General features: G+C 60.6%; 13 protein-coding genes. 12 read left to right on the forward strand and 1 reads right to left on the reverse strand.

The features are described from left to right. Window positions 1–114 precede the first annotated feature (114 nt). Complete coding sequence (locus G6M89_RS11675) at window positions 115–735, forward strand: nitroreductase family protein (RefSeq protein ID WP_165161946.1); 621 nt, start codon at window positions 115–117, stop codon at window positions 733–735. A 179-nt stretch (window positions 736–914) separates the two neighbouring features. Further along, entirely contained in the window at window positions 915–1,868 is a 954-nt protein-coding gene (locus G6M89_RS11680) for a carbohydrate kinase (RefSeq protein ID WP_165161947.1), read from the forward strand. Between the two features lie 22 nt (window positions 1,869–1,890). On the opposite strand, the gene G6M89_RS11685 is transcribed toward G6M89_RS11680, so the two are convergent. Continuing rightward, window positions 1,891–2,766, reverse strand: coding sequence for a hypothetical protein (locus G6M89_RS11685; protein ID WP_165161948.1), 876 nt, complete (start codon window positions 2,764–2,766; stop codon window positions 1,891–1,893). A gap of 205 nt (window positions 2,767–2,971) precedes the next feature. Here G6M89_RS11685 and G6M89_RS11690 point away from each other — a divergent pair, with 205 nt between their 5' ends. From G6M89_RS11690 to G6M89_RS11735, 10 genes are all read left to right on the forward strand, one after another. Next, a complete protein-coding gene (locus tag G6M89_RS11690; protein ID WP_165161949.1) occupies window positions 2,972–4,048 on the forward strand; it encodes a TrmB family transcriptional regulator in 1,077 nt (358 codons plus the stop codon). A 194-nt stretch (window positions 4,049–4,242) separates the two neighbouring features. Next, window positions 4,243–5,703, forward strand: a complete 1,461-nt coding sequence (locus tag G6M89_RS11695) for a substrate-binding domain-containing protein (protein WP_165161950.1) — start codon at window positions 4,243–4,245, stop codon at window positions 5,701–5,703. Between the two features lie 12 nt (window positions 5,704–5,715). Beyond that, window positions 5,716–6,729, forward strand: coding sequence for a carbohydrate ABC transporter permease (locus tag G6M89_RS11700; protein WP_165161951.1), 1,014 nt, complete (start codon window positions 5,716–5,718; stop codon window positions 6,727–6,729). A gap of 1 nt (window position 6,730) precedes the next feature. Next, entirely contained in the window at window positions 6,731–7,765 is a 1,035-nt protein-coding gene (locus G6M89_RS11705) for a carbohydrate ABC transporter permease (protein ID WP_165161952.1), read from the forward strand. Between the two features lies 1 nt (window position 7,766). After that, a complete protein-coding gene (locus G6M89_RS11710; RefSeq protein ID WP_165161953.1) occupies window positions 7,767–8,987 on the forward strand; it encodes an ABC transporter ATP-binding protein in 1,221 nt (406 codons plus the stop codon). Beyond that, window positions 8,980–9,183 carry a hypothetical protein gene (locus G6M89_RS11715; RefSeq protein WP_165161954.1) on the forward strand — a complete coding sequence of 68 codons (204 nt, stop codon included), beginning with the start codon at window positions 8,980–8,982 and terminating at the stop codon, window positions 9,181–9,183. The genes G6M89_RS11710 and G6M89_RS11715 overlap by 8 nt, the downstream gene beginning before the upstream one ends. Continuing rightward, window positions 9,183–10,346 carry a Gfo/Idh/MocA family protein gene (locus G6M89_RS11720; RefSeq protein WP_165161955.1) on the forward strand — a complete coding sequence of 388 codons (1,164 nt, stop codon included), beginning with the start codon at window positions 9,183–9,185 and terminating at the stop codon, window positions 10,344–10,346. The genes G6M89_RS11715 and G6M89_RS11720 overlap by 1 nt, the downstream gene beginning before the upstream one ends. Before the next feature lie 163 nt (window positions 10,347–10,509). Beyond that, a complete protein-coding gene (locus tag G6M89_RS11725) occupies window positions 10,510–10,896 on the forward strand; it encodes a hypothetical protein (RefSeq protein ID WP_165161956.1) in 387 nt (128 codons plus the stop codon). A gap of 112 nt (window positions 10,897–11,008) precedes the next feature. Further along, window positions 11,009–11,434 (forward strand): DUF5791 family protein, encoded by a 426-nt coding sequence (locus G6M89_RS11730; protein WP_165161957.1) that lies wholly within the window; start codon window positions 11,009–11,011, stop codon window positions 11,432–11,434. Window positions 11,435–11,539: 105 nt separating this feature from the next. Further along, a complete protein-coding gene (locus G6M89_RS11735; protein WP_165161958.1) occupies window positions 11,540–12,430 on the forward strand; it encodes an SDR family oxidoreductase in 891 nt (296 codons plus the stop codon). The last annotated feature ends 50 nt before the right edge of the window (window positions 12,431–12,480 follow it).

Here is a 12,480-nt window from a genome sequence, read left to right on the forward strand (position 1 = left end):
TCATATGTCGGTCGGTGGCGTGTGAAATGCCGACACGAGTCGACGACATCGGTGTCACCCGATAACCCTCATGTCCAAGCAATTATACGTAGGATGCGTCCGAATGTGGTTCTAATGCAAGAGACTGTTTCAACCGACCTTGATCTCGAGGCGGCTGCGACGGACCACCGTGAGACTGACTACGACATTGACCCGCTCTTTCTGACCCGCTGGTCGCCGTACGCGATGACCGGCGAGCCACTCGAGGAAGCACAGTTCCTCCCACTGTTCGAGGCCGCCCGCTGGGCGCCGTCAGCGTTTAACAACCAGCATTGGCGATTCATCTACGCGACGCGCGAGGACGACGAGTGGGACACCTTCACCGACCTGCTGCTCGGTGGAAACGAGGACTGGGCAACCGACGCGGCCGTCCTCGCCGTCATCGTCTCGAAGACGACGTTCGACCACAACGGCGAACCCGCGCCAACACACTCCTTTGACACCGGTGCCGCCTGGCAGAACCTCGCTCTCGAGGGTGCACGCCGCGATCTGGCCGTCCACGGCATGGCCGGCTTCGATTACGAGCGCGCCGCTAAGGAACTTGAGGTACCCGAGGAGTACGCTGTCGAGGCAATGGTCGCGATTGGCGAGCGCGCGCCGCCCGAGTCGCTGCCCGAAGAACTTCAGGAGCGCGAACAGCCAAGTGACCGCAAGGACCTCGAGACGATTGTCCACCGCGGCGGCTTCGACGCGTAAACGCGGTCTCTTTTTGCTGCGTTCTGCTCGAGATGCGACCGCTTACTGACTGAGGGAGCCGCCTTCGACGCCGTGTGCTTTGCCGGTGATGAACGATGTCTTGTCGTTACAGAGCCAGACGACGGCGACGGTCACCGTCAGTCCACAACATCTTATCGGATGCCCGAAAAAGAGCGGCCATGAACGCCGACATCCTCGTCGCCGGGGAGACCCTCATCGATTTCCTCCCCGAGCGGCCCGGCCCGATTACTGACGTGTCGAGATTCGACCGACGCGCTGGTGGCGCACCCGCAAACGTCGCCGTTGCACTCGCCCGACTCGAGCACACGCCACTGTTCTGGACGCGCGTCGGTGACGACCCGTTCGGACGCTATCTCGAGGCGACGCTTACGGACCGGAGCCTTCCGGGCCGATTCATCGAACTCGACCCGAAAGCGAAGACGACGCTCGCGTTCGTCACGCACGACGAGACGGGCGACCGGAGCTTTTCGTTCTACCGCGAGGGGACTGCAGACACCCGCCTCGAGCCAGGGCGAGTCGCCGACAGCGACCTCGAGAACTGCGAGTGGGTCCACGTCGGCGGCGTGACCCTCTCGAGTGGCCGTTCGCGGGAGGCGACCCTCGACCTTCTCGAGCGGGCGGCAGCAGCGGGGGTGACAACCTCGTTCGATCCAAACGCGCGCCCAGAACTGTGGCCGGACGAGGCGACGTTTCGGTCCGTCTGTCGCGACGCGCTCGAATACGTCGACGTGGTGAAAGCGACTGGTGGCGAACTCGAGGCGCTCGGATTTTCGGGCGAAACTGTCGACGAACGCGCTTGCGGGGCGCTCGAGGCTGGACCGCACACGGTGCTTGCAACCCGCGGACGTGCAGGGTCGATTGCCGTCGCCCGCAACGCTGCCCCGTGGTCAGGGCCGGGAACCACCAGCCATCCGGGTTACGACGCCGACGTGGTCGATACCACCGGCGCGGGCGATGCCTTCGTCGCGGGCGCTATCGCCGCCCTGCAGGAGGGACGAGGGCTCGAGGAGACACTCGCGTTCGCCAACGCTGTCGGTGCCGCTGCGACGACGGCTCCCGGCGCGATGACCGCACTGCCGGACCGAGACGTAGTGCGCTCGATTCGGGAGTGAAGGGGTGTCGCGTCGGCGCTCGCTACTCGTATCGGAAGAGTCGCACATTGCAGTCGGGGCAGAACAGTGTTTCCGGCGGTGTCTCGCCGACTGGGGTTACCTCGCCACAGCAACTCGACTGCGAGATGGTCACCGCGCGGTCACAGAGCGGACACGCTGCGAGCAACGACCGGAGCGGACGGCCGGCAGCCAATCGAATCGCCGGGTCGTCGATCCGGGACTCGAGGGCGCGGGCTGCGGCGAGTTCGGCGATAGCGATTTCGCGCCGAAGCGAGATGGTTCCGGAACGCGCGATAACCAGTGTCTCGGCGCTGCGCCCCAAACCCGATCCGACTCGCACGTCAACCGACGGGCTGGTGAGGTCGTCAGCGACAGCGGCGAGTTCCTCGATATCACGTTCGCGAAGCGATTTCATTTCCTGTCGCCACTCGTCGCGAAACGCCGGCTCGAGGGTAAGCCCCGGCTCTGCATCGGTTTCGGTTGGATTGTGGGTGTCGTCATCGTGGCGATCAGCCGCGCGCTCGCGCTCCGGAACGACGACTGCCGCCTCGAGCAGGGCCTCGACAACCGCGTCGCCGCTCGGCTGTGCTGATTCGGTCGCTCGATCTCCAAGGCCCGCATCAACTGTCCCGTCGGGAGACTGCTTGAATGCGGTGCCGGGAATCATGGCCGCGAGACGGGGAGCAAATTGCGGTGTATAGGGGACAACGTACCCACGAAGCCAGATCGTCGCGAGACCGACTGTGGCGACGACGGTAGCGATGAGTGGCACGCTGGCGAGCAACAGAACCCCAACAGCCAGCGCCACCAATCCAGCGTTGGCGATCGTACACGGCAGACATCGGTTCTCGCCGGTGTACGCCGGCTTCCGAACTCGCTCGAGAAGGTCGCTGGCCATAGCGGGCGTTTCGAGGCGACCGCCTTGAGTGTGGCGTCAGAGACAGTCTTTTTTACGACGGGCGTGATTTCCGAGCCGAGATGTGTGGAAACGGCACTGTTGCGGCCGGTTTCGGCCGGGACAGAAGCAACGACTGGAGAGCGCTCGCGGATAGCCACTCGCCGAACGAACGCCAGCAACGCGCCCGCTCACGTGGTGGGCGGCAATGAACGGCGACACCCTGATTGACACCCTCGAGGAGGCTGGCCTCTCGCCGTACCAGGCTGACGCCTTCGTCACGCTGCTCGAGTTGGGATCGGCGTCGGCAACAGACGTTGCGCAGGCCAGTTCGGTGCCGGACCCGCGAATTTACGACGTTTTGCGCGGGCTCGAGGAAAAAGGGTACATCGAAACGTACGAGCAAGACAGCCTCCATGCTCGTGCGCACGATCCAGCAGACGTTCTCGAGGATCTGCGCTCGCAGGCAAATCGTTTTGAAAACGCCGCCGAAGAGATTGAAGACCGCTGGAATCGACCGGATATCGAAGAGCACGCCGTCAGTATCGTCAAACGCTTCGATACGGTGTTAACGCGGGCCGATGAGCTGATTCGAACCGCCGAGAATCAGGTCCAGATTGGGCTGACGCCGGCCCAGTACACCGAACTCGCCGACGCGCTCGAGGTGGCACACAACGACGGGGTCAACGTCAAAATCTGTTTTATCCCGCCGAGTGATACACTCGCGGACGTGCCCTCGACTGACCTGCTCGAGCGGACGTGTATCGAGGCACGGCGTCGTGATCTCCCCGCGCCGTTTGTCGCGCTCGTCGATCGATCATGGACCTGCTTTGCACCGCATGGCGAGTCAACGAATCAGTATGGCGTCATCGTCAACGACCGCTCGCTCGCGTACGTCGTTCACTGGTACTTCCTTTCCTGTCTCTGGGAAGTCCACGAGCCGATCTATTCGGCACGCAGCGATGAGCCGCCGATTACGTACGTCGACCTCAGACAGTGTCTACGCGATGTCGAACCGCTGCTCGAGTCAGGCATCACTATCGACGCCACAATTTACGGCTACGAGACGAACACCGGCCGAAAGATAACGCGACGGGGGCAACTCACCGACGTCGAGTACGTCGGCCAGTCGGCGACCGGCGGCGAGCGAACGACGCTGCTTCATCTCGCTGGCCAAGCGTCGATCACGCTCGAAACGGACGAGGGTGAGTTCACCGTCGGTGGCTGGGGTGCGATGATCGAAGACATCGAAGCGATCCGAATCACGATCGACGCGCTCGAGTAGCCCCGATCGACACCGAAAATCTGCATCGATTGTTCGTCGGTCGATTATTTTGACGGAATCTGCTGCTCAGAGTGACAACGCAGGCCACATTGCTGCCGTTTTCGAGTCACCCACCCACGGCCACCACTAGTTAACAACACCTGTTGTACTCCATCCAGTAGATATAAATAATGATGAGTGTCATTGTTTTTCATATGGTTGACGGTGACTCACAGGAGAAGCGACAGAACTCGAGTGTTTCCCGGCGCACGTTCGTCAAAGCCGCCGGTGCAAGTGGTGCGACGGTCGGTTTGGCCGGCTGCGTCTACGGGGACGAAAGCTCAGACGACGCTGTCGTCTGGGGATTCGACCCAGACGCCGAGGCAGAAGTCGGCGAGGAAATCGTCGACATGCTGTACGAGAATGGATTGAGCGACGACATCGACGTTGAACTCCAGCCCGGTGACAGTGACACGGGTGACCGGCGCGATACGTACACGCAACTGCTCGAGAGCGAGGAGACCCAGCCAGACCTGTTCATGATGGACAACGGATGGGTGAACATCTTCATCCAGCAGGGTCATATCGCTAATCTCGAGAACGAGCTCAGCGATGACGCGCTGGCAACGATCGAGGACGAATACTTCGAGTCGTTTACAGAGACGGCGCGTGATCCCGATACAGGCGATCTCTACGGCGTTCCGATGTACCCGGACTACCCCGTGATGCAGTACCGGAAGGACTACGCACGGGAGGCTGGCTACGACGATGATGACTTCGACGAGTGGGCGACCGAGCCGATGACCTGGGAGGAGTGGGCCGAGATCACGGAAGAGATCGTCGATGCGTCTGATGCCGAATACGGCCTCGCAACGCAATGGGACGTCTTCGAGGGGACGGCCTGTTGTACGTGGAACGAGGTCATGTCATCCTTCGGTGGCGCATACTTCGGTGGCTCCGACAACCTCCTCGGGCCTGTTGGCGACCGCCCGGTGACGGTCGACGAACCGGAGTTCATCGAGGGACTCCAGATGATGCGTACCTTCGTCGCCGACGAACACGACGATTACACACTCGAGGAGTATCCAACTGGACTCGCGACCTCGTCGATCACGTCCTGGCAGGAAGAGGACGCTCGCGAGGCAATTGCGGGCGGTGACGCAGTCATGCAGCGCAACTGGCCCTACGCCATCGTCGAGAACATCACCGGTGACGACTACGACATTTCGGTCGACGATTACGGGACGATGCCGATGCCCTACGGCGTAAGCGAAGACGACGCCGCCCAGCAAGGAACCGGCGGAACGACCTCCGCACTCGGTGGGTGGCACGTCGTTCTCAATCCAAATTCCGAGCGTACCGAGGAAGCAATCGAAGTCCTCGAGACAATCATGGAGGACGACTACAGCCTTGGTCTGTTCGAGATCTGGGGCTGGACGCCGCCGAAGCCACACCTCTTCGAAACAGAGGAAGCCGAAGAGATCGAGCCGATTGGCAACTACATGGACACGCTTCGGGTGGCTGGTGAGAACGCCATGCCGCGCCCAGTAACCGAGGTCTGGCCGGACCAGGCAACGCTGATCGCCGAAGAGGTCAATGGGGCCGTTGCTGGCGACAAAAGCCCCGAAGACGCCGCTGCCGACCTGCAAGAGGGACTCGAGGCAACCGAAGAGTGACGAAACCTAGTAATGAGTACTGATAACCTGACGGACGGTCCCGTTCAGCAGTCAGATCGGTCGGGGCCGCTCGTCGCGATCACGCGCTGGATTGAGAACCTCGGCGAGACTGGGCTTGCATACCTGCTACTGTCGCCGGTGTTTCTCCTGCTCGGAGCCGTTGCGCTGTATCCGCTTTTGCGGACGTTCGAACTCTCGCTGTTCCAGAACGTCCTGTCGGATCCGGAGTTCGTCGGCTTCCAGAACTACGTCGCCCTGTTCACTGGGGAGGCCAATCCACGGATGCCGGGCTCGACGACGTTTCTGCCCGGCGTAAGTACCAGCGGGAGTTTCCCGTTTGTTCACGTTGAGGGACTGCTTCGAAGCGCGCTCGCAGTGACGCTGATTTTCACTGTCGTGAGCGTCTTCTTCGAGACGGTCATCGGCTTCGGACAGGCGCTGGTGCTCGACCAGGAGTTCCGAGGACGCCGATGGGTGCGTGCGGCAATCATCATCCCGTGGGCAATTCCGATCGTTATTCAGGGGATGATCTTCTACCTGATGTTCCACCCAAGCACGGGCTTCCTGACGGAGTATCTGGCGAATTTCGGAATCGTCGCCGAGACGAACACGCTCAATGATCCAGCGAGTTCGTTGCTGATCGTCACCGTGGCTGATATCTGGAAGACAACAGCCTTCATGGCGCTGTTGATTCTCGCTGGCCTCCAGAGCATCGATCGAAACCTCTACGACGTCGCGAAGGTCGCCGGTGCATCGAAGTGGCAGCAGTTCAAGCTGATCACACTGCCGCTCGTGTTACCGGCGCTCGGCATTGCGATCCTCTTTCGGACGATCGACGCGATGCGCGTCTACGGTCTTATCGACTCAGTCTCGGGCTGTACGACCGTTCCATCGCTGTCATGTATGGTCGTCGAAACGTTCAACACCAATCGTGGACTCGCCTCTGCGATTGCGTTCGTGACGGCTGGCGTCATCGCCATCGCCGTCATGGGCGTCATCTACCAGCAGTACAAGGAGGGATTCTGAAATGGCAACGACACCCGACGCTGGCCCCGGTCCGAACTCCCCCGACGCATCGACGGCCGAGGACGAAACGCTCGGCCCCCTCGAGCGCTTTACTCGTGGGGTCGTTACTGACGCCGAGAAACGCGACCGGCTCTACCGGGCGCTGTTCTACGTCGCAGCCGGCTTCTTCCTGGTAACGACGTTATTCCCGTTCTACTGGCTGCTCGTACTCGCATTGACGCCGAACAGCCAAATCCTCGCGGGCGACTGGGAGGTTGCCCTGCCGTTCGTCGGGGCGGACCTCCCATTGCCCCACCCGCAGGGATTCAACGTCTCCGCCTTCGTGGAGGTGTTTCAGCAGGTTCCGTTCCACCTCTACGTCTTCAACAGCTTCGTGCTCGCAACGATCACGACGATTATCGTTCTGGTCATCGCGAGTCTCGCTGGCTACGTCTTCGGTCGCCTCGAGTTCCCGGGTCGCGGCCCGCTGATGCTCGCAATCTTGGTGGTCTCGTACTTCCCACCAGCAGCGTTCTTGATTCCGCTGTTCGACGCATTCCTCGGGAACGAACTGGTGGTGCCGTTCCTCGGACTTGAGCTGTTTACCGTCCCACGACTGGTGAACACGCCGGGGTCGATGATTATTCCCTTCAGCGCGCTGTTCCTGCCGCTGTCGATTTTCATCCTCACCACGTTCTACAGCCAGATTCCGGACGGCCTCGAGGATGCGGCTCGCGTTGAGGGAACCACGCGGTTGGGCGCGCTGTTTCGCGTCATCATCCCGCTGTCGGCACCCGGCGTCGCGACCGCCGCCGTGTTGACGTTCATCTCGGTGTACAACGAGTACTTCTTCAGCTCGATCATGTCGCTGCAAAACGAGCCCCACCAGTGGTCGCCACTGGTCGGCGGAATCTTGAGCTATCAGGACCAGTACACGACTGACTTCAACCTGATGGCGGCAGCAAGCATCGTCGGGGTGATTCCCGTCGTGATACTCGTCGTGATCGCCCAGGAACGAATTGTAAGCGGACTGACTGCAGGCGCACTCAAAGAATAATATGGCACGTGTAACACTCACTGACGTCACGAAACGCTACGACGACATCGTCGCTGTCGACGACATGAACGTCGAAATCGAAGACGGCGAGTTCATCTGTCTCGTCGGCCCGTCGGGCTGTGGCAAGTCGACGACGATGGAAACAATCGCCGGCCTGACTAAACCCTCGGATGGAACGGTACAGATCGGCGAGACGGACGTAACAACCCTTCCACCGAAAGACCGCGGGGTCGCGATGGTCTTCCAGAACATCGCACTGTTCCCGCACATGAACGTCGCCGACAACATCTCGTTCGGCCTTCGACTGCGGAACTACGCCGACGACGAAATCGACCGCCGAGTCGAGGAGGCCGCAGACATCGTCCAACTGAATGGCATGCTCGAGCGCGAACCGAGCGAGCTTTCTGGCGGGCAACAACAGCGGGTTGCGATTGCCCGTGCAATTGTTCGCGAACCTGCGGTCTTCCTGATGGACGAACCGCTCGCCAATCTGGACGCGAAACTGCGGGTCCACATGCGAACTGAACTCCAGCGCCTCCACAAGCAACTGGATACGACGATCATCTACGTCACCCACGACCAGGCCGAGGCGATGACCATGTCCGATCGAATCGCGGTCATTAACGATGGGCAACTCCAACAGATCGCGCCGCCACTGGAGTGCTACAACGAACCAGCCAACCGCTTCGTCGCTGGCTTCATCGGCTCGCCGTCGATGAACTTCATCGAGGGCGAACTGACCGCGACAGGACTGACGACAGAGCATTTCAACCTCGAGTTCGACGCGGATGAACTCGTTCAGTCGAGCGGCGAGGCGGTCACGATGGGCATTCGTCCGGAGGATATCTATCCGGCTGCACAGGCCGAGACGCTTTCGAGCGCCTCGGAAGTGATCGAGGCGACAACGGACGTCCTCGAGCCGATGGGCGACGAGATTTTCGTCTACCTCTCGCTGGACGATGCTAGCGATGGGACGATGACGAGCCAGGAGGCATCGAGTGCGGCGAATCAACTCCTGATGAGCGTTGATCCGGACTCGATGATCGACGAAGACGACGCGGTTCAGGTCGTCCTCGACCGATCGAAGATACACCTCTTCGAGACGGAAACGGGCGAGGCGCTCGTCCATGGCATCGAAGGAACCCAGATCAGTGCAGCCCAGCAGACCGGCACGGACGCGCCAGCGGAGAGCGCAGAAAGCGCAGGTGGGCAACATGAGTGAGGCGATTCCGCTGATCTACTACGGCGGGCTCTCCGTGTTGTTTTTCTTCTGGATTTACGGAATCGTCTCGTTCGGCCTCGATCTGAAGAACACGATTATCCCCGGGATCAGACAGTATCGACGCGGCCGGAAGCAACTCACGGAACAACAAGCAGCCGAGAACGACCGAACGGAAACCGAGGAGCAACTGTACTGATGGCATCAAACAGAGAGCCAGACCACGACGAGACGGAATCAAATACGAACGAAGTGGCAACGGGATCGACCATCACGGACATCACGTCCGTTCGGACCGGTCTCGTCGGTCTTGGCAACATTGGCCACCACCACGCCGACCGATTGGCGGACCTCGGCGTCCCGGTCGTCGGGGGCATGGACGTTGCAAGCGACGCTCGCGAGGAATTCGCGAATCGCTACGACACGGCCGTCTACGACGACCACCGCGACCTCTACGACGCTGTCGATGCCGTCATCATCACCACCCCCAACAAGTTCCACGAGCAGTACGCCGTTGACGCCTTCGAGCGTGACTTACATGTGCTCTTAGAGAAGCCAATTGCCCATTCTCTCGAGAGTGCAAAGCGTGTTGCCGCGGCTGCGGCCGACTCCGAAGGCGTGTGTACAGTCGGGTTCAACAACCGATTCTTGAACGCCGTGCGTCTCGTTCGAGAGCGAATCGCTCGTGGCGAGTTTGGCGAGGTAACCCATGTCGAAGCCAACTACGTTCGTCGACGGGGCGTCCCCGGTCGTGGCTCGTGGTTTACACGTCGTGATATCTCCGGTGGCGGCGCGCTGATCGACCTCGGCGTTCATGCCATCGACCTCGCGATGTACCTGCTCGACTATCCCGACACCGAAGCGGTCACTGGCGTTACGCGCTCTGAGTTCGGCTCCCGCGAGGACTACGTCTACCTCGACATGTGGGGCGATGATCAGGGGGCTGACGCCTTCGATGTCGACGACTCTGCCAGCGCGTTCGTCCGCTGTGCGGGCGACCGGACGATTTCGCTCGAGGTCGCATGGGCGACAAACCGACCTCCGACTCACGAATTCGTCGTTCGGGGGACCGACGCCGCTGCGACCTTCGATCTGTTGACGAACGAGCTCTCGATCCACTCCGCGAGCGCTGAGGGGATAGATCACATGACAGATACCTCTATCAAGACCAGCGAAAACGATTCGCACGTTGACGAACAAAAAGCCTTCTTCGAGTCGATCGTCGGGGGTCGCTGTGACGGCTCGAGCATCGAGGAGGCATTGGCTGTCCAGCGAATCGTCGACGGGATCTACCGCTCGAGCGAAACAGGCGCAACGATTTCATTCGCCGAGAAACAGGCAGAGATAACGCCAGAAGTGTAGCGCCCATCCTGTGGCACCTCGGTCAGTTGATCGTGGGTTCGATCGGTCACAACACACCGGCCGATACGTCTTTTGTCTAATCGTGATTGTCTCAGTATCTGAAAAATCCAAATTATTTTGGGAGAACGTTTCTATCACCCTTCGTGGTGCTACACGATGTAGCATGACGTCGGCTCAGATGCACCCAGAGACGCTCGATCACACGTATAAACTCCTCTCGAACGCTCGCCGTCGGCAACTGTTGTATCTCCTTGTAGAACCGGGGCAGTGGACTGTCGATACGCTCGCGCGTCGACTGACCGCCTGGGAGCAGGACACTCCCGCACCAGCCGTTACCGAAACCCAAAAATCACAGGTCAAAGCAACCCTGGTTCACAATCATCTCCCACGACTCGCCGACCACGACACGATCGAGTACGACGCCGACAAGGAGACGGTCGCTCCCGGCGAACGGTTCAACGACGTCCGCTCGTTCATCGATCACGCTCGAGCCCTCGAGTTTGGTGGTGAGTCCACGACGCAGCCCGTTGCCGGTGAAGTGACCGATTGAACAGCTATCGCTGACGTCGACCGAGCCGAATGGTGTCACGGAGACTGCTGATCGGTCAGCCTGACGCACAGGATGGCAACCCACTTGTGGCCGAGCGCTGTCACTCTACGATATGTTCCACGAACAGCGAACGACAGTGCCGGATGCGCCGGGTGACCTGCGGGCGGAGTATCACCGCGATCTGTCGGCTGTACTCGAGACAACCGGTGCCAGTGACGCCGCAGCAGCGACTGACCTCGAACCCGAAACCATCGACGCCGTCCTCGCAGACGACGACCCCGAACTGTCACTCGAGGAAGCCGCTCAGATTCAGGCGCTTACAGATGGCGCACCCGACGCAGAGACCATCGTGACGATCGCCTGTGAACATCTTCTGTTGGGGATGACGACGGCAGTCCTTGACGTCGACGCCCTCGAGAGCGAACTCGCAATTGCGATGGATGCCAAAGAGATCCAGCAGAAAATCGAACAGCGCGCGCCGATGTCGTTTGACGAGTACGTACACATCCAGCACGCGATCGTCGCCAACACGCCATAGGTAGCTACAAATTTGTAATCGTCAGTCAGAGATCGACATTCATAGATAATCACACAGTACCTCCTCGAGCGGTGAACCTATGTGTGTCCCACTGCGATTTGGTGTATGGACGTTGCAATTTTGGGTTGTGGCTACATCGGCTGTGCGCTCGGCCGGCAACTCGCCGCGCGTGGCCACCGATCGATCGGGGTTCGACGCTCTGAGCGAGGCCTCGAGCAAATCGAGACGGCCGGGTTCGAGGCCGTACAGGCAGATATCACCGACGCGGACCAGTTGGCTGAAATTCCTGATGTCGACGCCGTCGTCTTCGCCGCGAGCAGCGGTGGGCGAGATGCCGAGGCCGCCCGCGAAATCTACGTCGAGGGATTGAAAACGACAATCGACGCGTTTGGCGAGCGCGAGAGCAGTCCCGACCGCCTCGTCTACACGTCTTCAACCGGCGTCTACGGCGACCACGGCGGCGACTGGGTTGACGAGGAGACACCGATCGACCCGACGACGGCGAAAACCGAGGTTTTGGCCGAGGCCGAACGCGTCGCGCTCGAGCGCCCGGCCGAACACGGCTTCGACGGCACGGTCGCCCGTTTTGCAGGCCTTTACGGTCCTGATCGCTACCGACTCGAGCGGTATCTCGAGGGCCCGGTCACGGAGGGGTATCTGAACATGGTTCATCGCAACGACGCCGCTGGGTCCGTCCGATACCTGCTTACCGAAGACCGTGCCCGTGACGATATTGTTCAGGTCGTCGACGACGAACCCGTCTCCAAGTGGGCGTTTGCAGACTGGCTCGCACACGAGTGTGATCTGCCCGAACCACCGAAACAGACCAAAGCCGAGCGACTCGAGGCAGGTGACCTCTCGGAAGCGTCGCGACGACGGATACTGACGAGCAAGCGCTGTTCGAACGGGTATCTCCGGGACCTTGGCTACGAGTTTGTCTACCCGACGTATCGCGAGGGGTATCGCGACGCACTCGAGGCGTATTGCGGCGAGTAGGGAGTTCAATCGGACCGAGAGTGCCCCACACAGGGCAAAATGGAGTAAGC

Origin of the sequence: Natronolimnobius sp. AArcel1 (genome assembly GCF_011043775.1) — an archaeon.
Taxonomy (GTDB): Archaea; Halobacteriota; Halobacteria; order Halobacteriales; family Natrialbaceae; genus Natronolimnobius.